The organism is Thermopolyspora flexuosa, from assembly GCF_006716785.1.
GTDB classification, from domain to species: Bacteria; Actinomycetota; Actinomycetes; order Streptosporangiales; family Streptosporangiaceae; genus Thermopolyspora; species Thermopolyspora flexuosa.
The window spans coordinates 2,184,425-2,206,220 of record NZ_VFPQ01000001.1; the positions used below are offsets into that span (position 1 = coordinate 2,184,425).

General features: G+C 74.6%; 17 protein-coding genes. 6 read left to right on the forward strand and 11 right to left on the reverse strand.

What is annotated here, in order from left to right:
* Window positions 1-114 precede the first annotated feature (114 nt).
* The 5 genes from FHX40_RS09225 to FHX40_RS09245 all read left to right on the forward strand — a co-directional run bounded on the left by FHX40_RS09225 (window position 115) and on the right by FHX40_RS09245 (window position 7,164).
* Window positions 115-777: a GntR family transcriptional regulator gene (locus FHX40_RS09225; protein ID WP_142259223.1), complete on the forward strand. Its 663-nt coding sequence runs from the start codon at window positions 115-117 to the stop codon at window positions 775-777.
* Between the two features lie 491 nt (window positions 778-1,268).
* A complete protein-coding gene (locus FHX40_RS09230) occupies window positions 1,269-2,384 on the forward strand; it encodes an NAD(P)-dependent alcohol dehydrogenase (RefSeq protein WP_142259224.1) in 1,116 nt (371 codons plus the stop codon).
* 327 nt (window positions 2,385-2,711) lie between these two features.
* Complete coding sequence (locus FHX40_RS09235) at window positions 2,712-3,293, forward strand: NADPH-dependent FMN reductase (protein WP_211350220.1); 582 nt, start codon at window positions 2,712-2,714, stop codon at window positions 3,291-3,293.
* Between the two features lie 282 nt (window positions 3,294-3,575).
* On the forward strand, window positions 3,576-4,862 hold the full coding sequence (locus FHX40_RS09240) for a D-arabinono-1,4-lactone oxidase (protein WP_142259226.1): 1,287 nt from the start codon (window positions 3,576-3,578) through the stop codon (window positions 4,860-4,862).
* Window positions 4,863-4,992: 130 nt separating this feature from the next.
* A complete protein-coding gene (locus FHX40_RS09245) occupies window positions 4,993-7,164 on the forward strand; it encodes a serine/threonine protein kinase (protein WP_142259227.1) in 2,172 nt (723 codons plus the stop codon).
* A gap of 12 nt (window positions 7,165-7,176) precedes the next feature.
* On the opposite strand, the gene FHX40_RS09250 is transcribed toward FHX40_RS09245, so the two are convergent.
* Window positions 7,177-9,162 carry a hypothetical protein gene (locus tag FHX40_RS09250; protein WP_142259228.1) on the reverse strand — a complete coding sequence of 662 codons (1,986 nt, stop codon included), beginning with the start codon at window positions 9,160-9,162 and terminating at the stop codon, window positions 7,177-7,179.
* A gap of 833 nt (window positions 9,163-9,995) precedes the next feature.
* Here FHX40_RS09250 and FHX40_RS09255 point away from each other — a divergent pair.
* Window positions 9,996-10,922, forward strand: coding sequence for an ADP-ribosylglycohydrolase family protein (locus tag FHX40_RS09255; protein ID WP_142259229.1), 927 nt, complete (start codon window positions 9,996-9,998; stop codon window positions 10,920-10,922).
* Window positions 10,923-10,959: 37 nt separating this feature from the next.
* On the opposite strand, the gene FHX40_RS09260 is transcribed toward FHX40_RS09255, so the two are convergent.
* From FHX40_RS09260 to mftB, 10 genes are all read right to left on the reverse strand, one after another.
* A complete protein-coding gene (locus tag FHX40_RS09260) occupies window positions 10,960-11,625 on the reverse strand; it encodes a TetR/AcrR family transcriptional regulator (protein ID WP_142259230.1) in 666 nt (221 codons plus the stop codon).
* Between the two features lie 48 nt (window positions 11,626-11,673).
* Window positions 11,674-12,357: a mycofactocin biosynthesis peptidyl-dipeptidase MftE gene (gene mftE / locus FHX40_RS09265; RefSeq protein ID WP_142259231.1), complete on the reverse strand. Its 684-nt coding sequence runs from the start codon at window positions 12,355-12,357 to the stop codon at window positions 11,674-11,676.
* Complete coding sequence (locus tag FHX40_RS09270) at window positions 12,354-13,277, reverse strand: mycofactocin-associated electron transfer flavoprotein beta subunit (protein ID WP_142259232.1); 924 nt, start codon at window positions 13,275-13,277, stop codon at window positions 12,354-12,356. Before FHX40_RS09270 ends, mftE begins: the two co-directional genes overlap by 4 nt.
* A 103-nt stretch (window positions 13,278-13,380) precedes the next feature.
* The gene (locus FHX40_RS09275) at window positions 13,381-13,761 is read right to left on the reverse strand and encodes a ferredoxin family protein (RefSeq protein ID WP_142259233.1); all 381 of its coding nucleotides are present in this window, start codon (window positions 13,759-13,761) and stop codon (window positions 13,381-13,383) included.
* Complete coding sequence (locus tag FHX40_RS09280; protein ID WP_142259234.1) at window positions 13,758-15,089, reverse strand: FAD-dependent oxidoreductase; 1,332 nt, start codon at window positions 15,087-15,089, stop codon at window positions 13,758-13,760. Before FHX40_RS09280 ends, FHX40_RS09275 begins: the two co-directional genes overlap by 4 nt.
* A gap of 90 nt (window positions 15,090-15,179) precedes the next feature.
* Window positions 15,180-16,193 (reverse strand): mycofactocin-associated electron transfer flavoprotein alpha subunit, encoded by a 1,014-nt coding sequence (locus FHX40_RS09285; protein ID WP_142259235.1) that lies wholly within the window; start codon window positions 16,191-16,193, stop codon window positions 15,180-15,182.
* Window positions 16,194-16,201: 8 nt separating this feature from the next.
* Window positions 16,202-18,166 (reverse strand): mycofactocin system FadH/OYE family oxidoreductase 2, encoded by a 1,965-nt coding sequence (locus FHX40_RS09290; protein WP_142259236.1) that lies wholly within the window; start codon window positions 18,164-18,166, stop codon window positions 16,202-16,204.
* Window positions 18,163-20,133, reverse strand: coding sequence for a mycofactocin system FadH/OYE family oxidoreductase 1 (locus tag FHX40_RS09295; protein WP_142259237.1), 1,971 nt, complete (start codon window positions 20,131-20,133; stop codon window positions 18,163-18,165). Before FHX40_RS09295 ends, FHX40_RS09290 begins: the two co-directional genes overlap by 4 nt.
* The gene (mftC, locus tag FHX40_RS09300; RefSeq protein WP_142259238.1) at window positions 20,130-21,476 is read right to left on the reverse strand and encodes a mycofactocin radical SAM maturase; all 1,347 of its coding nucleotides are present in this window, start codon (window positions 21,474-21,476) and stop codon (window positions 20,130-20,132) included. Before mftC ends, FHX40_RS09295 begins: the two co-directional genes overlap by 4 nt.
* On the reverse strand, window positions 21,473-21,775 hold the full coding sequence (mftB, locus tag FHX40_RS09305) for a mycofactocin biosynthesis chaperone MftB (protein ID WP_142259239.1): 303 nt from the start codon (window positions 21,773-21,775) through the stop codon (window positions 21,473-21,475). Before mftB ends, mftC begins: the two co-directional genes overlap by 4 nt.
* Window positions 21,776-21,796: the final 21 nt, after the last annotated feature.

The window sequence follows — 21,796 nt, forward strand, 5'->3', positions numbered from 1 at the left end:
GCAGGACACGGCGACGTTGCGTGTAGGCGGAAATGTCAACAGAATCGTGTTTGTCAACAGAATCTCTGGCATTATCGACAGGTAAGCGGCGTCATCATGACCGGGGCGGTACGCATGGCGGAAGAGAGCGGCGCGCTGGGGCGGGGAGCGCAGGGCAAGGCCATGGCGGTGAACTATCTCCGCTCGGCCATCCTGCGCGGAGACGTGGCTCCCGGCCAGCGTCTGGTGGAGGCGGAGCTGGTCGAGACGATCGGCGTGACGCGCGGCAGCGTGCGTGCCGCGATCGACGAGCTCGTCGCCGAGGGCCTGCTGGAGCGCATCCACAACCGCGGGGCGCGGGTGCGCACCATCACGCTGGACCAGGCGATCGAGATCCTCGAGTGCCGCAAGGTGCTGGAGGGGCTGATCGCCGCCAAGGCGGCCGAGCGCATCGGCCCGTGGGACGTGACGCGGCTGCGCGAGCTCGGCACCCAGCTCTCCGACGCGGTGCGCGACGGCGAGCTGATGAAGTACTCGACCCTCAACCAGGAGCTGCACGGCATGCTCGCCGAGATCTCCGGGCAGAGCACCGCGGCGAACCTCATCGGGCGGCTCAACGCCCAGGTCGTGCGGCACCAGTTCCAGCTCTCCCTGCAGCCGGGCCGCCCGCAGATCTCCCTCCAGCAGCACCTGGCGATCATCGACGCCGTCGTGTCCGGCGACCCGGCCGAGGCCGAGCGCGCCATGCACGCCCACCTCGACAGCGTGATCGAGACGCTGCGCGGGCTCTCCTCCTGACCTTTCCTCCGGTACGTCCTCTCGTACGGCCCGGGCGGGCAGGCCGGCCGGGCCAACGGTCATCGCCCTCGGACGACGGTTCGAGGGCTTCTCGTCTTCCCGGCGTCCTTCCGGTGCCCGTGGCGTACCCGTGGCCGCCACCGGGCCGATCCCGGGGCGGCCTCGGTACGGCCAGGCCCCGCGAGAGCCCGGGTGCCCCGGCGGGCCGCGCGATCAAGGCGGCCCGCCGTTCGGATCTCTCGCGCTGCGGCGGCCGAGTTTCGCATCACGCTACGTTTCGGAATGGCAGGCATATACTGGGCGCGTTCTTGAACCGTTTTTCCGCTGTCCGAAACGGCTCTTGTGGTGACATCGCCGGACTCGTACGGTCGGTCCCGCCTCCCGGAGCCCCGGGCGGCGGTCGAATCACGAGTACCCCCGCTTCCGGCCGTGTTCCCGCCTCCCTGGCCCACTCCGCGTGGCCAAGCGTCCGTTCTCCAAGGAGGAGATCCATGAAGGTGACCGCAGCGGTCGTCGACGAGCTGCATGGACCGTTCCGAATCGAGGAGCTGGAGCTCGACGAGCCCGGCCCCGGTGAGGCGCTGGTCCGCATCGTCGCCTCGGGCATCTGCCACACCGACGAGATCACCCGGCACGGCGACCTGCCGATGCCGTTCCCCGGCGTGCTCGGCCACGAGGGCGCGGGCGTGGTGGAGGCCGTGGGCGAGGGGGTCACCTCGGTACGCCCCGGCGACCACGTGGTGATCGGCTGGCCGTACTGCGGCACCTGCCGGAACTGCCGGGACGGCGAGCCGCGGTACTGCGCCCGGCTCGGCGAGGCGGTCGCCGGCGGCCACCGGCTGCTCGGCCCGCGGGCGGGCGAGCCCGCGTTCCGCCGGGCCGGCGGGTCGCGGGTGCACAGCCACTTCTTCGGCCAGTCGTCGTTCGCCACGTACTCGCTCACCTGGGCGGACGCGCTCGTCACGGTGCCGCAGGACGCCCCGCTCGAGCTGCTCGGCCCGCTCGCCTGCGGCATCTCCACCGGCGCGGGCGCGGTGATGAACACCTGCCGGCCCGGCCCCGGGGCGAGCATCGTGGTGTACGGCGCGGGCGCGGTCGGCCTCTCCGCGGTGCTCGCGGCCCGGCTCAGCCCGGCCACGAAGATCATCGCGGTCGACCTGCACGACAACCGGCTCAGGCTCGCCGAGGAGCTCGGCGCCACCCACACGATCAACGCCCGGGAGACCGACCCGGTGGCCGAGGTGCACCGCATCTGCGGCGGCCCGGCCGACTTCGCCCTGGAGTGCACCGGCGTGATCTCCGTGGTACGGCAGGCCGCCGACAGCGTCGGCATGCTCGGCACCTGCGTGCTCATCGGCGGCGCGCCCGCTGGCGCGGAGTTCTCCCTCGACCACACCACCACGCTGTGGGGCAAGCGGGTGGTCGGCACCCTCGGCGGCAGCGGCCGCAGCGAGACCCTGATCGGCACCCTGGTCGAGCTGCACCGGCAGGGCCGGTTCCCGTACGACCGGATGGTGCGGTTCTACGAGCTCGACGAGGTCGAGAAGGCGCTCGAGGACTCCCGCAAGGGCGAGGTGCTCAAGCCCGTGCTGCGCATGAAGCACTGATCCCGCAGGGCGGGCCGCCGTGCGCCCGCCGTCCGGGTACGGCCCGGCCGCCCCGCCGCGCACGCGGCCCCGGGCGGCCGGGCCGTACGCATGCCGGCACGAGGCCCGCGATGACGGTCACACCAGGACCGGGGCCGCGAAACCCGCGGGGCCGGGAATGCGCGCCGCGATGCGCGGGTTGGCTGGGAAAGGGGGTGCCGAAGTGGTTTTCACCCCCGCCGATAAAGTTGGGATGACCGGATGAGCGGACCATTGTCCCGCTCGGTACCGGCCGGTCAGCAGAACGTGCGCGCTCGCCTGACGCGCTCGATTCACTTGGGGAGTGCTGTGGCCAAGCCCATATTGCAGATCATCGTGGGAAGCACCCGGCCCGGCCGGGTCGGCCTGCCCGTCGCGGAGTGGTTCCGGGATCGTGCCGTGGCGCACGGTGGCTTCGACGTGGAGCTGATCGACCTCGCCGAGGTCGATCTGCCGTTCATGAACGAGCCGAACCACCCGCGGCTGCGGCAGTACGTCCACGCGCACACCAAGGAGTGGAGCGCGACGATCGAGCGGGGCGACGCCTTCGTGTTCGTCACGCCCGAGTACAACCACGGCTACAACGCCGTGCTGAAGAACGCCCTCGACTACCTGCACCAGGAGTGGGCGTACAAGCCGGCCGGGTTCGTCGGCTACGGCGGTGTGTCGGCCGGCACCCGGGCGATCCAGGCGCTCAAGCCCGTCGTGGCCGCGCTGCGGATGACGCCCGTGGTCGAGGCGGTCACCATCCCGTTCGTCTTCAAGCTCATCGAGGACGGGCGGCTGCGCGCCGACGACCTCCTGAACGGCGCCGCCGACGCGATGCTCGCCGAGCTCGCCCGGCTCGCCGAGGCGGGCCGCAGGCTGCGCGCCGAGGCCGCCGCGGTCTGAGCGCGGCCTGATCGTCGCCTCGACCGGCGGATCCGGCCGTGAGGAAGCGGCCGGCGCGGCTGGGGGACGCCGCGCGTTCGGGGGCACGGCCTCGGCCGTGCGGCCGGATCCGCGAACGGGCGGGCGCGACGCCGTACGGCCCGCCCGGGCCGCGCTACGGGGAGAGCTCGCCGTACCTTTCACGATCTTTCAGGGGGGCGTCCGTGGGCCGTCGCCGGGTGGCGGCCACATACCGGAAACTCCGGCATTCCCTTTCCTCCGGGTGCCGCGCACAATGTGCGGATGACGATGCGATCAACCAACTGGGCGGGCAACGTCGTCTTCCGGGCGAGCGAGCTGCACCGGCCGGCATCGATCGACGAGCTGCGCCGGGTGGTGGCGCGCAGCCCCAAGGTCCGGGTGCTGGGCAGCGGGCACTCCTTCAACGAGATCACCGACACCGACGGCACGCTGGTCTCACTCGACGCGCTGCCGCCCGAGGTGGAGATCGACGGCGCCACCGGCACCGCGCGGATCTCCGCCGGGCTGCGGTACGGCGAGCTGAGCCGCCGCCTGCACGCGGCGGGCCACGCGCTCGCCAACCTCGCCTCCCTGCCGCACATCTGCGTCGCGGGCGCGTGCGCCACCGGCACCCACGGCTCGGGGGACGGCAACGGCGGGCTCGCCACCTCGGTCACCGCGGTCGAGCTCGTCACCGGCGAGGGCGATCTGGTCACGCTGAGCCGGGACGCCGACCCCGACCGCTTCCCCGGCGCGGTCGTCTCGCTGGGCGCGCTCGGCGTGGTGGTCGCCATGACCCTCCGCCTGGTGCCCGCGTTCGAGGTACGGCAGCGGGTCTACGAGAACCTCCCGGCCGAGGCCCTCGCCGGCCACTTCGACGAGATCATGGCCTCCGGCTACAGCGTGAGCCTGTTCACCGACTGGCGCGGTGACCGCATCAGCCAGGTCTGGGTCAAGGAGCGCGTCGACGCGTCATCGGGTGCCCCGGGTGACGAGCGGGAGCCGGTGGTGGCCGCGCTCGGCGCCACCCCCGCCGACGGGCCGCGCCACCCGGTGCCGGGTATGCCCGCCGTCAACTGCACCGAGCAGCTCGGCGTCCCCGGCCCCTGGTTCGAGCGCCTGCCGCACTTCCGGCCCGAGTTCACCCCGAGCAGCGGCGACGAGCTCCAGGCCGAGTACCTGCTGCCGCGGCGGCACGCGGTCGCGGCCTTCCAGGCCCTCGCCGGCATCGCCGACCGCATCGCCCCGGTGCTGCACATCTCCGAGATCCGCACCGTCGCCGCCGACGACCTGTGGCTGAGCCCGTTCCACGGCCGCGACACCGTGGCGTTCCACTTCACGTGGAAGCGGGACGAGGCCGCGGTGCTCGACGTGCTGGGCCTGATGGAGGACGTGCTCGCCCCGTTCGAGCCACGCCCGCACTGGGGCAAGCTCTTCACCATCCCGCCGAAGGTGCTGCACTCCCGCTACGACCGCATGGCCGATTTCCGCGCGCTCGCCCGCGAGCTCGACCCCGCCGGAAAGTTCGCCAACGCGTTCGTTGCGCGTCATGTCCTCGAGATCGAGTGATGTATGTGAACTGATATCACACTCGATATTGCGGTTATAATGCCCTCAATTCGTTACCTGGTCGTTCTCGTCCGTCGTCTTCGTGTGGCTTGGATGGCCGCAGATCCGACGAGATCGGTACGGAGGGCATGTGGAGCCGGAGCCGTTGCTGCCGAGTGATCCGCGGGAGATCGGAGGCTACCGCGTCGTCGGCCGCCTCGGGAACGGCGGCATGGGCGTGGTGTACGCGGCCGTGGACACCTCCGGACGGCGCGTGGCGGTGAAGCTCGTGCACGACCATCTCGCGGTCGACCTCGAGTTCCGCCGCCGGTTCAGCCGGGAGGTCCGGGTGCTTCGGGAGGTCGAGGGCGCGTGCCTGGCACGGGTGCTCGACTCCGACCCCGGCGCCGAGCGGCCGTGGCTCGCCACCGAGTTCATCCCCGGTCTCACGCTCGAGCAGCACGTGCTCCGGCACGGGCCGCTCACCGGCGACCCGCTGTACGGCCTCGCCGCCGGGCTCGCCGAGGCGCTGATGGCGATGCACGCGGCCGGGGTGGTGCACCGCGACCTCAAGCCGTCGAACGTCATCCTCTCTCCGGAGGGGCCGCGGGTGATCGACTTCGGTATCGCGAAGGTCGTGGACGGCACCTCGGTCACCCATACCGGAATGCTGATCGGCTCGCCCGGCTGGATCAGCCCGGAGGAGTACGGCGACGGCCCGGTCGGCACCGCGGCCGACGTGTACGGCTGGGGCCTGCTCGTGCTCTACGCGGCGAGCGGCGAGCCGCCGTACGGGACCGGGCGGCCGGAGGTGCTCGCCGTACGGGTGCTGAAGGACCGGCCCGACCTGGAGCCCGTTCCCGAGGACCTGCGCGACCTGGTGCGGCGGGCGATCGCCAAGGACCCGGCCGAGCGGCCGCTCGCCGCCGACCTGCTCGCCGGCGTCGTGGAGTGCCGCCGCGACGCGTGGGACGAGGCGGAGAACGGCGGCGAGCGGCCGGGGGAGGACGACGCGGCCTCCGCCGTCACCGCGCTCCTGCTCCAGCGCACCTGGGTGCTGCCGCCGGAGGAGGCCCCCGACTGGCCCGGCGCCGGCACGCCGTCTCCCGGGGCCGAGCGATCCGCGGACGGCGAGGCGGACGCGCCGGAGCACACGCCGGACGCCGCGGAGGAGGCTGCGCCGGACGCGCGGGAGGGCACCGAGCAGGCCAGGGACGCCGAGAAGGAGGTGCCGAAGGACACGGCGGAGGCGGGCACGCCCGCGGCGACCGATGCGGGCACGGGCGAGCCCGCGGCGACCGGGCCCGCCGCTGCCGAGCGCCCCGGCGCCGAGGGCTCCGCCGGTAAGGCGCAGGACGGGGACACGGGCGAATCCGCCACGAAGGTCGAACCGTCCGGCGGTGCGGTGGCCCGCCGTCCCGAGTCGGCCGTTCCGCCGACCGTGCCGGTGGGAACCGTGCCCGCCCAGGCCGGCGCCGCGCGGCCCGGCGGCTCGTGGCTGCACGCGTACGTGGTCACCGTCGCGGCGATCACCGTGATCGCGGTCACCGCGATCATCGTGGGCGGGATGACGGAACGCTCCACCCCTGCGGCCGGCTCGGCGATCGTCCCGCACGCCGCGCCCACCGGTCCCGCGCCCGCCACCGCGGCCACCGGCGGCGCATCGGCCGCCCCGGCGACGCCGACGAGCACCCCCAGCGTGACGGCGAGCGCCACCGCGCAGGGGAAGCCCAAGAAGCGCAAGAAGCGCCGTCCCGCCGGAACGCGCGTCTCGTTCCGCGGCATCACCTTCACCCTGCCCAAGGGGTGGCGCATGGTCCGGATGCACAGCGATCTCGCCTGCATAGAGTCGCCCGGTGCCCAAAAGAGCGATCGCATCATGGACTATCACTGCCGCGCGAGTGCCATGGCGGTGGCCACCGACTCGCGCGCGGACGAGTGGCCGGGCATCGTCATCGACGACAAGGAGGACGGCTGGTACTTCCTCGGGAAGCACTGGGGCTGGTATTTCCTCGACAGCCCCGTTGTGCCATGCCTGCGGGACGGCCGGGTTTGGGTGGACGGCCAAGACTTCGTCGCCGCCCAGTACGCCACGCTGACCGAGTTCAGCCTGCGGCGGATGGCGGACGGCAGGCGCGCCGCCTACCGGGAGTGGTCGGTGACCTGCGCGGACTTCGGCTACTCGACGATGAAGATCTGGCACCTGCCCAAGTCGAAGGTCTCCCTCTACGTGCTGAGCGCGCTCGACGAGGACCTCGACGAGCTCGACCGGATCGCCGCCTCGGCCAACCTGCTCGGCTACAGGTACGCCGCGCCGGTGTGACGGCCGACGCGGTCAGTTGGTCCGGGTGTTGGGGAGGTGGTCGCCCAGGTAGCCGATCCAGATCTTGCCCGTGGCTCCGGCGGAGTCGTCGTGGAAGTACATGCGCGGCGCCGGGTACCCGACGGGACGCAGCTTGATGTGCGCCTCCATGAGGATGCGCCCGCTCGGGTCCACCTCCTCGGGGACGCGGAAGGTGCGCGCGCTGCTGAACTTGGCCCGGCTGGTCACCGACTGCGACTCACGCATCGCGATCATCCGGGCGGGGATGGTGAACCGGTCGTCACAGCCCTCGTTGCACCAGTCGAAGAACCCGCCGGAGAACTCGCCCGACGACCGGGCCTTGGCGTAGTCGTTGAGCGCGAGCAACGCCGACCAGGCCCGCGCCGCCCACACCCGGCTCCACTGCGGATGCAGCACGTCGAGCTGCCCGGCCTCCTCGGCCACCCCGTCACACAGGCGCACATGCTGCAGGCGCTCCTTCGCCGCCACCAGCACCGCGGCGATGCTGTCCGGCTCGAAGGCGTCCTCCTCGTCCCCGCGGCCGTACTCGGGACGGCCCGCGTCGACGAGCCTGCGTTCGAGGTAGCGGATGCGGGCCTTGAGCCTGCTGACGGTGTGGATCGTCTCGGAGTGCTCGGCGAGCAGGCGGTCGTGCTCCTCCTGCAGCCGTTTCAGGCGTTCGGCGAGCGAGCCCTGCCCGTCCTGCGGTCTGGCCTGGGCGTCGGCACCGGACAGCCGGGCGGCGAGCAGCTCGCGGATACCGGCGAGGTGGATGGCGAGGGTCTCCACCTGACGGGCGGCCCGTGCGCCCTCGTGGGCGGCGAGGGAGAGGGCCGTCTCCAGCTCGGGGCGGAGTTCCTTGACGACGTGCTCGGCCACGGCCTCGGCGAGGCCGGGTACGGCACCCGCGGCGGCGTCGGCCGGGTCGGCCGGCGGCTCGGTGTCCGTGGTCGCGGACGCGTCGGCGGCCGGCTGCGGTTCGGCGCCCGAGCCGTCGTCGTCCGCGGCCGGCTCGGGTTCCTGCCGCCGCGTCTCGGCGGCCGCCCGGACCACCTCCATCATGCGCCGGCGCAGGTCCAGCTTCGCCGGGTCGAGGTCGGGCCCGCGCGCGGCGGCCGCCTCGGCGAGCCGCCGGGGCTCGGCGCGGCCGAGGAGCAGGTTGTGCACCACGGGCAGCGTGCGCGCCACGTCGTCCGGCAGCTCCCGCCACAGCGTCTGCCCGATGACGCCGTCGACGAGCTGCTGCAGGGCCTGATCGCCCTGGCTGCGCAGCCGCTGGCCGCTCATCACCCGGTGCCGGCCGGCGGTGCGCCGGTCGGCCGGGTCGAATCCGGCCGCGTAGGTGCGCACGCCACCGCCGTACACGCGCAGATCGTCGGCCACCATCCTGTTGAACAGGTTCTGCGCGCGCAGGTCGGCGAACCGTGCGACGATCGCCACCCCGGCCGTCGCCTCGAATATGCGGGCCGCCCAGTGCCGGGACGCGTTCGCGTTCTTCGGGTCGATCGAGACGACCACGACCGGCACCCGGCGGTTCTGCTCGGTGAGCGTCTGGAGGAACCGCGGCACCTCCTGCTCGTCCACCGTCACCGGGCCGCCCTCCAGGTGCACCGCGCCGTCGGTGATCCGCGCGGTGTCGAGGTAGGCGGGGAGGAAGCCGGGCGCGTTGGCGGTCACGTGCTCGGGGCCGCCGACCTGCTCGACGTCCACCACCACCCAGCCGGTCATGTCGTCGACGGTCTCGGTGTAGGTGACCGTGGTCCGCAGCGTGCCGCCGTCGCACGGCTCCTCCAGGGTGAACCGGCCCGAATCGTGGCGGCGCTCCACGCGCAGCCGCGCGCCGTCCGCCTCCTGTTCGTCCCGCGGCAGCCCGGCGTTGATCGGCTCGAAGCCCTTGCGGGTCACCCAGTCCGAGAAGGTACGGCGCAGCCGGATCGAGAGCGGGGGTCGCGCGTCCCGCAGTACGGCCCGATAAAGCCTCGTCGTGCCCGCCGCCATCGTCGCATCACGCCCGCGCGTGCCCGGAGGCCATCACCCCGCCGGTACGTGCCCGGGAGCGGACCGCGGCGTGTCCGCCGTCCCCGCCCGTGCCCGGGAACGTCGCCGGAAGGGCGGTGACCTGGCCAGAATCGGGGGAGTAATCCGGGCTCATACCGCTATGCAACGACGTGCTCCTAAACCGGGGGTTGGGCGGTTCTTGCGCTAGATGCGTGATGATAGTGGCTCTCAATCCGTCGATGGCAGTGATGAAACCTGATCGGCGGTAGTGTCACCATAAATCCGACCGGTGGTTGCGTGGCGTCGTAAAGGGGCTGGGCTGTGCTCGCGTTCCGCCGTGTGTATGACCGATGCCTCGTAGCCCTCATGAGCCGGCCGTGCCGATCGACGTCGGCCGCAGGATGACCGCACCCTTGGACAGGAGGCGGCCGTCGAGTGGCTGTGGCTCGCGGACACGCGGGTCAGGGCCGCAACGCGGGCCAGGCCGTGCACGGGCATCGGCGCGGCCGCGTCGAGCCGGGCCCGCCGTACCGTACCGACGCCGGGCGCGGCCTGGGCGGCACGCGCGGCAGAAGCGGGGTAGGGCGGCTCGGCCGCGTCGAGCCGGGCCCGCCGGTGCCCGGCTGTCACCGTCGTGGTCTCGACGAACGGGTGGTCCGGGGGCGGGCGGCGGTTGTCCTCCGCCACGTGATCGTTCATCGTGGCACGAGGAGGCCCACGCGGCGTGCCCGTCGCCTCGGCCCGTTTCGCGCGCCTTCACGCATGGGAACGCGGTGGGTCGGCGGTCGGCCGTGTGCCCGGCCGGCGCGGCATCTGAGGAGGAGGCCCACGTGGTGAACCGCACCGATCAGATCGGCGAGGCAGTCGGATCGGCCGCGCGCATCGGCGCCGGGATCATGGCGTTCGCCTGCGGGGACGCGCTCGGCGTGCCGTGGGAGAACCGGCCCGTCTCCGAGATCGACGCCGGACGCCTGGACGAGCTGCCGCAGCGCCCGGGCTGGCCGCCCGGCGCCACCTCGGACGACACCCAGCAGCTGATCATGCTCGCCGAGAACCTGATCGCCACCGGCGGCGACGGCGACCCGCGCGCCTTCCTCACCGCGCTCGCGGCGGCCCGGGACACGATCCGCGGCATCGGCCCCACCACGCGCCGCGCGATCCTCCGCTTCACCGAGACCGGTGCGTTGCACGCCGGGGACGGATCGTCCAACGGTGCGGTGATGCGCGTCCTGCCACTGGGCTGGGCCACCCGCCCCGCCGACGCCGAGCGCCGCCGCGCCCTCGTCGAGAGGATGACCGTCACCACGCACGGCGCGCCCGCCGCCGTCGCCGGGGCGTGCGCGGTCGCCGCGATGGGCTCCTACGCCGTGGCGGGTTATCCGGCCGAGCGGCTCATCGCCGTCGCCCTCGCGGAGATCGAGCGGTTCGACCTCGGTGCCGCGGCCCGGCCGGTACGGCTCGCCGCCGAGGGCGAGTGGCGTCCCGGCCCCGGCGGTGTCACGCTGGACGTCCTCGACACGGTGGCCGCCGTGCTGCACACGATCCGCCAGGCCGGCGAGCCCGCGGAGGCGATGCGGCGGGCCGTCCTGCTCGGCGGCGACACCGACACGGTCGCCGCGATCGTCGGCGGGATCCTCGGCGGCAGGCACGACACCGTCGCGATCCCGTGGGCCGCCCGCGTGGAGCTCCCCGGCGACATCGACGCGCTCGCCACCGGCCTGTGGCACATCCGTGCCCGCCCCGCCGAGGCCCCGTCCTGAGTCGCCACCGCGGACTCGGGGCCGCCAAAGGGCGGCGTCAGTTCGCCCCCTCCCGCGGCATGCCGTACGAGGCGGGCACGAGCGCGGCGCTGAGCAGCCGGTCCACCGAGCGCACGGTGCGGCGGACCTGCGTCTCTTCCCCGTAGAACCCGATGTCCATCGCGAGCCCCCACAGCAGGTCCCCGACCAGCCGGGTGAGCGCCTCGATGTCGACGTCCGGCTCGACGTCGCCGTCCCGCCGGGCCGCCTCGAGGGTCTCCCGCACGAACCTGCCGGCCGTCTCCAGCGGCAGCAGCGCGTGGTCGCGCAGCTCGGGGTGCCGGGTGGCGTCCACGGTGGCGGTGACGAAGAACCGCACGAACGTCCGGTCGGTCCAGCCGAAGTCGGTCGCCGACTCCACCAGCGCCATGATCCGCCGGTGCGCGGGCCCCGGCACGGCCGACGCCCGGTTGATGATCCGCTCCACCGCGACCTCCTGCACGGAGGCGAGCGCGGCGAGATACAGGTCGATCTTGCTCGGGTAGTAGTTGGCGATCGCGTTACGCGTCAGGCCCGCGTCCGCGGCGATCTGCTTCAGGCTCGCCTGGTCGAACCCGATGGTGCTGAACACCTGGCGGGCACTCTGCAATATCCGCAGCCGGGTCTCTGCGCTGTCGGATCCGGGCGGGCGACCGGGGCCACGCCTCCTGGTCGGGCCACTCACTCACCGTATCGTACCGCATACTCCGCGCTCATATGCGGAGCGCGCAGGCTAGGCCATCTCCGCGATCCAGGCCGCCACCGCCGCCTCCAGGTCGTCGGCGGCGGCCCGGAGCAGCTCCCGGCCCTGCTCCGCGCTCGCCCCCGCCGGGTCGCCGAGCACGCCGTTCGGGCTCACCGCCCGCACCCCGCGCTCGCGCAGCGCGGGCATGAGCTCGGCGAGATCCCCGGCCGCGCCCGCCTCGGCCCGGTCCGCGCGCACCCGCTCCGGGCCGAGCGCGAGCTGCACCGACGTCTCGGTACGGCCCGCGTGCCAGTCGCCTCGCCACTTCGGCGACCAGGCGAGTACCCGGCGGCCCTCGTAGCGCAGCCGCCGCACCGCCCGCGACACCGCGAGCGCGTTGCCGCCGTGGCCCACCACGAGCAGCATCGCCCGGAAGCTGAGCGACGCCGACCTGCCCAGCTCGATCAGCACCAGCTCGAGCGCCTCGTGGCCGATCGACAGCGTGCCGGGGAAGTCCGCGTGCTCCCCGCTCGCCCCGTACGGCAGGGCCGGGGCGACCACCACGTCGGGGCGGCGGCGCGCCAGCTCGGCCGCGAGCGCCGCGGCCACGTCGGTGTCGGTGGACAGCGGCAGGTGCGGCCCGTGCTGCTCGGTCGAGCCGACCGGGACGGCGAGGGTGCGCCCCGCCATCCCCTCGGCCTCCGGCCAGGTCAGGTCGGCGAGCCGGGTCATCGCGCGGCCGCGTCGGCGGCGTCCTGCGCCTCGAGGTGCCCGGTGCGCCGCAGGAAGTCGAGCAGCGCGTCGGCCGCCTCGGCCGCGTCCACCGGGCCGATCACCGTGGGCGGCTCGTGCGTGTCGAGCACGCCGGTGAGCCGCAGCAGCCGCTCCCGCGCGCTCGCCCCGGCCGGCGGCGGCACCACCCGCGCCCGCGGCCGGAACGGCCGGGCCCGGCCCACGGTCACCTGCGGGCCACCGGCCGGGGCGGCCGCCGCGACCGGCACCTGCGCGGAGGCGGCGGCGAGCAGGCCCGGCAGGCCCGCCCGGCGCAGCCGTACCCCGGCCGCCTCCACCGAGCACACCGCGGGCCGCGGCACGCGCAGCCGCTCCCGGCGCCCGCCGTCGAGGCGGCGCTCGGCGACGAGGTGATCGCCTGTGGCCTCCAGGCCGACGAGGCCGAGCGCCTGGGCGGCGCCGAGCTCGTGCGCCAGGTAGGCGGGCAGCGCGCCGGTGCCGCGGTCGGCCGAGCGGTCGCCGGTCAGCACGAGCGCCGGGCCGTCCGGGCCGGTCGCCTTCCGGATCGCCGCGGCGAGCGCCGCCGCCAGGGCCCGCTCGTCGGCCGCGAGGTCGGCGACGTACTCCTCGTCCGCCGCGTGCCACGGCACCCGGAGCACCTCGACGCCGAGCGCGGCGACCTGCCGCAGCACCTCGTCGGCCGACGCGTCGCCCGCGGTCACCGCCAGCACCCGGCCCGACCAGGCCTCGGCGACGCGCAGGCCGTACTCGAGGGCGGCGGCCTCGGCGGGCGGCAGGCCGAGCATGCCCGGGTCGCGGTCGACGTGCCCGCTCACCGGGTCGACCCGGGCCGCCGGGTCGGCGGGCCGCAGGCACACCACGATCACGGGCCCCGCCGACCCGGACCCTGCCTTGCTCATCGGGCACCTCCGAGGGTGACTGTCGCAGTGGAAGATCGGATGCCCCGGCGGGCCGGGGCGGCTCGGTCCGGGCCCGCCGCCGTCGCGCGGGCGGGCCCGGGGATCAGCCGTGGCGGAAGATGACGCCGTGGCCGCCGTCCGGGTAGGTCCAGGTGATGGCGCCCTCCCGGTTGCAGATCTGGTAGCAGGTGCCGCACTCGAAGCACTGCTCGTAGTTGAACAGGATGCCGCCGTCCGCGGTGGGGGCGAACAGGTTCGCCGGGCACGCGGTCACGCAGTCCCGGGTGGTGCACGAGCGGCACACGTCCGAGTCGACGACGATGTGCGGCCGTTCGCTCACCCGGAAGTCGACGGTGGCCATGCGGTCCTCGAACGACACCTCGCCCCACCGCTCGGGCGTGCCGGGCCGGGCCGGGGCGGTGGCGGCCGCCGGTGCGGCCGGGGCGTCGATGGTCGCGGCGCCGCGCCGCCTGCGCAGGATCATCGGAACACCCGCCCGCCGCGCAGGCCGTCCGCCAGCAGGTGGCGCAGCTTCACGTCGTTGCGCCGGGCGGCCCGCCTCAGCAGCGCGAGCAGGCCCGGCTTGGGCTTGGGATCGGTCACGGTGAACATCCCCTCGACCAGGTCGGCGACGAGTCCCGGGTAGCGGCGCTGCACGCGCTCGGAGAGCACGAGGTCCGGTGCGCCGCGCAGCCGCTCGTGGTTGGCGAGCACGAACCCCTTCTCCAGCTCCCGCTGGTAGACCGAGAGCCCGGAGGCGGACAGGTCCCCGGCGTCGAGCGCCTTGGCGGCGGCCCGGCCCGCGGCGAGCCCGGACCCGATGGCGAAGTTCACGCCCTCGAGCCAGATGCCCGCGGCGAGGCACATCCCGGCGGCGTCCCCGGCGACGAGCATGCCGTCGGTGTACAGGGCCGGCATGTGGTTGTAGCCGCCCTCGGGGATCAGGTGCGCGCCGTACTCCTTGAGCGTCGCGCCCCGCAGGTACGGCGCGATCGCCGGGTGGGCCTTGAGCCCGGCGATCACCTCCTCCGGGCGTTTGCCCGCCTTGCCGAGGTGGGCCAGCGACAGCACCACGCCGACCGAGACCGTGTCGCCGTTGGTGTAGAGGAAGCCGCCGCCGGGGATGTCGCCGGTGCAGCCGAGGATCTCGATGTCGAGGCCCTCGTCGCCGCGCAGCCCGAACCGCTCGTCGATCACCTCGCGGGGCAGCGCGAGCACCTCCTTGACGCCGAGCGTGAGGTGCTCGGGGTTGGTGCGCGGCAGCAGCCGGGCCTCCTTCGCCAGGAACGAGTTCACCCCGTCACAGGCGATCACGATCCTGGCGCGCAGGTCGCCGTCCGGGCGGTCGGTGCGCACCCCGGCGATCCGCCCGGCCTCGTCCCGCAGCAGCCCGGTCGCCACCGTGGAGGTGACGAGCGTCGCGCCCGCCTCCACCGCCTTGCCGGCGAGCCACCGGTCGAAGTCCGCCCGGTAGACGGTCATCCCGTTGTACGGCGGCCGCCCCCACGCCTGGGTGCGGAAGTCGACGGTGAGCGCCTGGGTGGCGGTCATCACCATGGTGGAGCGGCGCACCACCCAGCGCTGGACCGGGACCTCCTCCCACCAGCGCGGCACGATCTCGTCGAGGATGCGGCCGTACACCACGCCGCCGTAGAGGTTCTTGCTGCCGGGGAAGGGGCCGCGTTCCAGCAGCACCACCGACTTCCCGGCCCGGGCGAGCGCCCACGCCGCCGCGGACCCGGCCGGCCCGGCCCCGACGACGACCGCGTCGACCTCGGCGGCCGCCCGGCCGTTCACGCGCGGATCAGCCATGCCCCGGCCTCCTTCGTCCCATGCCGGCCGCCGCCGCGGCCGGAGTCGGCCGCCACGGGCCGACGGTCCCTGCACATCGCTCGTCCTGCCTCACGCATCGGCGGCCCTCTTCCCGGCCCCGGCGCCCGCCACGGCCTCCGGTACGGCGACGCCGAGGCGCCGGGCCAGCTCCACCAGGAGCGCGCGGGCGTCGGTGACGAGGCCGAGGTCGGCCATGGCCGTCATCGGGCAGTGCGGGTCGGTGTTCACGCTCACCACGTGCCGGGGCGAGCCGAGCCCGCCGGTGTGCTGGCTCGCGCCGGACACCCCGAACGCGATGTAGAGGTCCGGGTCGATCGCCACGCCGGTGGTGCCGATCTGCCGGTCGTGCCCGACCCAGCCCGCGTCGGTGACCACCCGGGTGGCGCCGGTGGACGCGCCCAGCCGCGCCCCGACCCGGGCGAGCAGGTCGAGCACGGCGCGGGCCTCGGCCTCGTCGCTGCTCGGCGGCACCAGCCCGGCGCCCGCGCCGAGCACCCGCTTCGCCTCGGCGAGGTCCATCGTCGCCACGTCCGGCTCGAGCACCTCGAGCAGCTCCACGTCGGGCCGTTCCGGCACCGGCCCCAGCTCGAGCGGGGTCACCCGGCCGTCGGTGACCGGGGTCGCGGTGCGCGAGCCGGGCACCAGGGTCACCACCGCCGGCCCCGCCACGGTGGCCGGGACGAGCAGCCGGTCGTCGAGCCGGGCCAGCTCGGCCCGCACCTCGGCGCCGGTCCACTCGGCCCGGATCGCCTGGGCGAGCAGGGCCCGGCCGAGCGCGGCGGCGAGCCGCGGCGCGAGGTCGCGCCCGTCCGGCGAGGCGGGCAGCACCACGAGCGGCGCCTCGGCGAGCACGGGGGCGAGCGCCTCGGCGAGCGGCCCGAACCGGACCGCGGCCCCGGTGTCGCACCACCAGGCCAGCTCGGCGGCGGTCAGCTCCTTGGCCGCCCGCTCGGCGCCCGAGCCGACCACGAGCGCCGCGCCGCCCGCCTCGGCCACCGCCTCGTCCGCCCCGGCCGGCAGCGCGCCGTCCCGGGCCACCACCACGGCCACCGGCCGCCCGGCCGGCGCCGTACGCGCGCTCATCGTGCCGCTCACAGCGCCACCGCCACTCGGTGGCCCTCGACGACCGCGGCGTGCGCCCGGCGCGGGGCGAGGCAGTCGCCGACCCGGTGGACCGGGAACGGCGCGCCGCGCAGCGCGTGCCACAGCTCGTTCTCGGGCTGCTGGTGCACGGCACAGACCACCCAGTCGGCGGTGCGGGTCTGGTCGGTGCCGGTGGGGTGGTGCTGCAGGGTGAGCGTCACCCGGCCGTCGTCGGTCGCGGCGGCGCCCATCGGCACCAGGTCGGTGCTCTGCCGGATGCCGCGTTCGTGCGCCTTCACGTTCCACGTCTCCAGGTCGAGGGTGATGCCGAGGTCCTGGCCGACCACCATGCCGGGCGTGACGATCTCCACGTCGCAGCCGCGGTCGGCGAGCAGCTCGGCGACCGAGGTCGCCTGGTGGAAGCCGAGCTCGTCGACGACCACCACCTGGCCGGTCGGGTTCGCGCGGCCCTCGAGCACGTCCCGCACGTCGACCACCCGGTCGTGGCCGCCGGCCCACCAGGGCCGGGCCGGGCGGGCGCCGGTGGCGAGGATCACCGCGTCCGGGTTCTCCGCCCGCAGCATCGCCGCGTCGGCCTCGACGCCGGTGCGCACGTCCACGCCGAGGTGGCGCACCCGGGCCGCGAGGTTGCGGGTGAGGTCGAGGAACTCGGCCCGGGACGGCACCGACGCCGCCACCGCCACCTGGCCGCCGAGCGTCGGCGCGCGCTCGTACAGGGTGACGTGGTGGCCGCGCTCGGCCGCGGTGACCGCGGCCTGCAGCCCGCCGGGGCCGCCGCCGACCACGAGCACCCGCCGGCCGCGGCGGCGCGGCTCGGGCAGCCGGATCGCCTCCCGGCCGGTGCGCGGGTTCTCGATGCAGCCGAGCCACCGGTTGAGGCCCATGCGGCCGACGCACTCCTGGTTGCACGACAGGCAGGTGCGGATGCGGTCGGCGTGCCCGGAGCGGGCCTTCGCCGTGAAGTCGGGGTCGGCGATCTGGCCGCGGACCACGCCGATGAGGTCGGCGTGGCCCTCCTGCAGCGCCCGGTCGGCCTGCAGCGGGTCCTTGAACCGGCCCACGCCGACGACCGGCAGCCGCACCGCGGCGCGGATCGCGCTCGGGATGAACATCGCGTACCCCGGCGGGATCCGCATGCTCGCCTCGATCATGTACAGGGTCGAGGTGGCGACGCCGATCGAGGTGTTGATGTAGTCGACCTTGCCGCTCGCCTCGACCATCTTCGCCACGGCCACGGCCTCGTCGATCGTGGTGCCGCCCTCGATCAGCTCGTCGCCGCAGAGCCGTACCCCGAGCACCTTGCGCGGGCCGATCACCTCGCGCACCGCGGCGACGATCTCCAGCAGCAGCCGGGCCCGGTTCTCCAGCGACCCGCCCCACCGGTCGGTGCGCTTGTTGGTCGCCGGGGAGAGGAAGCCGCGCACGATCGAGGAGTGCGAGCACTGCAGCTCGACGCCGTCGAAGCCGCCCTCCATGCAGTGCCCGGCGACCTTGGCGTACCCGGCGATGATGTCGCGGATCTCGTGCTCCTCGACCGCCTTCGGCACCTCGCGGAACAGCGGGTCGGCGACCGGGCTCGGCGCCCACACCGGCAGCCGCGAGTACATGCCCGAGGCCTGGCCGCCGTTGTGGTTGATCTGGGCGAGGATCGGCACCCCGTGCGCGTGCACCGCCTCGGTGATCCGCCGGTAGCCGGGGATCACCTCCGGGTGGAAGCCGTGGATGAGCTTCTCGTACGGCCAGTCGGTCGGGTGGGTGGAGTGCTCCTCGGTGATGATCATCCCGGCGCCGCCGGCCGCCCGCGCCGCGTAGTAGGCGGCGTGCTGCTCGCTCGGCAGCCCGTCCTCGGCGTAGTTGGTGAGGTGCGCCGAGAACACGATCCGGTTCCGCAGCGTCAACGGGCCCAGCCGCAGCGGGCTGAACAGGTACCGGTACCGGCCGGTTCCGCTCATCGTGCTCCTCCGGTGGCGAGTTCCACGGCGCGGCGGCGGCCCTCCAGCACGGCCTCCATCACGGTGCGCGGGGCGACGCAGTCCCCGGCGCGCGGCGTGCCGGGCCGGGCGAGGTAGAGCGACTCCTCGGGGAGCTCGTGGCCGCAGTCCACCAGCACCGCGCAGGGCAGCTGTCGCTTCTCGCCGGTCCACACGTGCTCCACGGTGACGTGGCCGTCGGCGACCGCGCGCAGCCGGGAGCGCAGCACGCGCTCCACCCCGGCCCGCTGCAGGCGGGCGTTGGCGTCGGCGAGGTCGCCGGTGAGGGCGAGCTTGTTGCCCGCCGTACCGTCCTGGGTGATCAGCGCGACGGTACGGCCGGCCGCGGCGAGCCACTCCGCGGCGGCGACCGCGATCGGGCCGCCCACCGGGTCGTCGAGCACGACCGGGCCGTCGGGCAGCGCGGCCGGGCCGCGCTCGCACAGGTCGCGGATGCCGATCACGGCCACCGTGCCGTCCGGGCAGACGGGCCGCGGCCCGGGGCGGGCGCCGGTGGCGAGCACCACCTCGCCGTCCAGGTCGGCGGCGGTGGCCTCGACCCCGGTGTCGATGCGCACCCCGAGGCGGCGGCACTCGGCCTCCAGCCAGTCGGCGAGCCGCGCGAGCCGTTCCCGGGACGGGCCGCCGACCGCGGCGAGCCGCAGCGCCCCGCCGGCGCGGTCGCGGGCCTCGACCACCCGCACCCTGCGGCCGAGCGTGGCGAGCACCCGGGCGCACTCGAGCCCGGCGGGCCCGGCGCCCACCACCAGCACCTCGCGGTCCGTGGCGGCGGAGGCGGCCACGGCGGGCGTCTCGCCGGGAAGCGCGTCGAGGTAGGCGTCCTCGGTCTCGTGGCCGCTGCCCGGGTCGCCGATGCAGGTGACGATCGGGTTGCGGTTGTCACGCACCAGGCAGGTCTGGTTGCACAGCACGCACGGCCGCGCCCGGTCGGCGAGCCCGGCCCGGGCGAGCGCCACCAGCCGCGGCTCGGCGATCTGCGCCCGGGTCATCTCCACCAGGTCGGCCGCGCCCGCGTCGAGCGCCGCCTGCGCCGCGTCGAGGTCGACGACACTGCCCTGCAGCGCCACCGGCACCCGGCCCGCGGCGGCCTTGCGCATCGCGTGGCACAGGTCGAGGTTGAAGTTCGGCGGAGTGTGCCCGTCGGGCCGGTAGGCGGAGGTGGAGAACGGCCCGCCGCGGACCACGGTCAGCAGGTCGATCGCGTCGGCGAGCGCGTCCACCTGGGCGGCGGCCTGCTCGGGGGTGACCCCGGCCCAGGGGGCGAGCTCGTCACAGGACAGCCGCAGCGCGAGCACCCGGTCCGGGCCGATCGCCTCCCGCACGGCGGCGATCACCTCGCGGGTGAGCTTGAGTTTGTCCTCGCCGTAGGCGTCGCCGCGCAGGTTGGTCAGCCCGGAGTGGAACTGGCGGAGCAGCGAGAACGCGCCCGCGTCGAGCTCCACGCCGTCGAGCCCGGCCTGCACCGCGCGCCGGGCGCCGTCGGCGAACCCGGCGATCACGGCGTCGATCTGCTCCTGCTCCATCTCGGCCGGCATCTCGCGGCTCGCCGCGTCGGCCACCGGCGAGGGCGCCCACAGCACCGACTGGGAGTACGCGCTCGACCCCTGGGAGCCGGTGTGCCCGAGCCCGGCGAGCACCACCGTGCCGTACGGCCGGCACGCCTCGGCGATCGCCGCCCAGCCGGGCTCGCAGTCCGCGGCGAGCGGGGCGCGCTCGTAGGGGTGGTCGTCCGGGGTGACCGAGGCGGTCTCCACCACGATCACCCCGGCGCCGCCGGCCGCCCGCCGCCGGTAGTAGGCGACGTGGCGGTCGGTGAGCGCGCGGCGGCGGCCCAGGTTGGTCACGTGCGGGCCGAAGATCACACGCGAGGGGGCGGTACGGCCGGCCAGCCCGATCGGGTCGGTCAGCCTGGGGGATTCTTCGGTCACGGCCGCTCCACACCGGACGCTGCGCCGGCCATCGCCGCCTCCTCGGCGGCGCGCGGCGCGGGCATGCCGCTCAGCGGGTTCTCGTCACACGGCTTGGCCGGGGCGTTCGCGGGCGTGGCCGCGCGGGCGGGCTCGGGCAGCGGCATGCCGCTGAGCGGGTTCTCGTCGCAGGGCTTCGACGGCATGGCCGCCGGGGTGGCGGGGCGGCGCATGCCGATCGTCACCGGCACCGGCCCGCCGCGGCGGCGCGGCTTGGCGGTGCGGGAGTGGTCCTGCGACGGCCTGGGCACGCTGTCCGCGGCGACCGTGGCGAGCGCGGCCTGGCCCTCGCCCCGCACGCACTCGGGGTCGGGGCCGTCGAGCGGCAGCCCGGTGAAGAACTTCGCGGCCATGCAGCCGCCCTGGCAGGCGTCGTAGTGGCCGCACGAGGCGCACGCGCCCGCGGCCTGCGGCCGGCGCAGCTCGCGGAAGAGCGGCGACTCCCGCCACACCTTGGCGAAGCCGCCCTCGTCGCGCACGTTCCCGGCGAGGAAGGCGTCGTGGATGGCGAACGGGCAGGCGTACACGTCACCGATCGGGTCGATGAGGCACACCACGCGGCCCGCGCCGCACAGGTTGAGGCCCGGCAGCTGCTTGCCGTACGCGGACAGGTGGAAGAACGAGTCGCCGGTGAGCACGTTGTCGCCGTGCACCAGCAGCCACTCATAGAGCCGGCGCTGCTGCTCCGGCAGCGGGTGCAGCTCGTCCCAGGTGTCGGCGCCGCGGCCCGAGGGGCGCAGCCGGGTGATGCGCAGCTGCGCGCCGTACCGGTCGGCGATCGCCTTGAACTCGTCGAGCTGGGGGATGTTGTGGCGGGTGGCGACCACGGAGAGCTTGAAGCCGCGGAAGCCCGCGTTGGCGAGGTTCTCCATCGCCCGGATGGCGGTGGCGTACGAGCCGGGCCCGCGCACCGCGTCGTTCACCTCGGCGGTGGCGCCGTCGAGCGAGATCTGCACGTCGACGTAGTCGCTCTTGGCGAGCCGCTCGGCGATCCGCGGGGTGATGCGCACCCCGTTGGTGGAGAACTTCACCCCGACGTGGTGGGCGGTGGCGTAGTCGACGATCTCCCAGAAGTCGGAGCGCACGGTCGGCTCGCCGCCACCGATGTTGACGTAGAAGACCTGCATGCGCTCCAGCTCGTCGATGACGGCCTTGCACTCGTCGGTGGTGAGCTCGCGCGGGTCGCGGCGGCCCGAGCTGGACAGGCAGTGGACGCAGGCGAGGTTGCAGGCGTAGGTGAGCTCCCAGGTGAGGCAGATCGGCGCGTCCAGACCGGCCTTGAAATGGTCGACCAGGGCGGTCATGTGTCCTCCGAATCGGCGGGCCCGCGGCGGCGCTCGACGATCATGTCGGTGCGGGCGAGCACGTCCAGGGCCTTGGCGTAGCGGGCGATCGCGGCGTCGCCGGTGACCCCGGCGGCGGCGCACGCGGCGCGGGCGGTGGGATGGGATCCCAGCGCCCGCACCACGTCGAGCAGCACCCGGTCCTTCAGAAACGACAGGCGCCTGGTGCCGAAGTGGTAGAGCAGGGCCCCGAAGGGCTCGGGGCGGACGGACACCTGCGGGTGCAGGTCCCAGGCCCGGTCGAGGTCGAAACCGTTCATCTCATCGGCCCTTCGGGGGCG

What these genes read in the sequence shown, in the direction of transcription:
- FHX40_RS09225 (WP_142259223.1), top strand. Translation starts at nt 115, where the DNA reads ATGGCGGAAGAGAGCGGCGCGCTGGGGCGGGGAGCGCAGGGCAAGGCC.
- FHX40_RS09230 (WP_142259224.1), top strand. Translation starts at nt 1,269, where the DNA reads ATGAAGGTGACCGCAGCGGTCGTCGACGAGCTGCATGGACCGTTCCGA.
- FHX40_RS09240 (WP_142259226.1), top strand. Translation starts at nt 3,576, where the DNA reads ATGACGATGCGATCAACCAACTGGGCGGGCAACGTCGTCTTCCGGGCG.
- FHX40_RS09250 (WP_142259228.1), bottom strand. Translation starts at nt 9,162, where the DNA reads ATGGCGGCGGGCACGACGAGGCTTTATCGGGCCGTACTGCGGGACGCG.
- mftE (WP_142259231.1), bottom strand. Translation starts at nt 12,357, where the DNA reads ATGACCCGGCTCGCCGACCTGACCTGGCCGGAGGCCGAGGGGATGGCG.
- FHX40_RS09270 (WP_142259232.1), bottom strand. Translation starts at nt 13,277, where the DNA reads ATGAGCAAGGCAGGGTCCGGGTCGGCGGGGCCCGTGATCGTGGTGTGC.
- FHX40_RS09275 (WP_142259233.1), bottom strand. Translation starts at nt 13,761, where the DNA reads ATGATCCTGCGCAGGCGGCGCGGCGCCGCGACCATCGACGCCCCGGCC.
- FHX40_RS09280 (WP_142259234.1), bottom strand. Translation starts at nt 15,089, where the DNA reads ATGGCTGATCCGCGCGTGAACGGCCGGGCGGCCGCCGAGGTCGACGCG.
- FHX40_RS09285 (WP_142259235.1), bottom strand. Translation starts at nt 16,193, where the DNA reads ATGAGCGCGCGTACGGCGCCGGCCGGGCGGCCGGTGGCCGTGGTGGTG.
- FHX40_RS09290 (WP_142259236.1), bottom strand. Translation starts at nt 18,166, where the DNA reads ATGAGCGGAACCGGCCGGTACCGGTACCTGTTCAGCCCGCTGCGGCTG.
- mftC (WP_142259238.1), bottom strand. Translation starts at nt 21,476, where the DNA reads ATGACCGCCCTGGTCGACCATTTCAAGGCCGGTCTGGACGCGCCGATC.
- mftB (WP_142259239.1), bottom strand. Translation starts at nt 21,775, where the DNA reads ATGAACGGTTTCGACCTCGACCGGGCCTGGGACCTGCACCCGCAGGTG.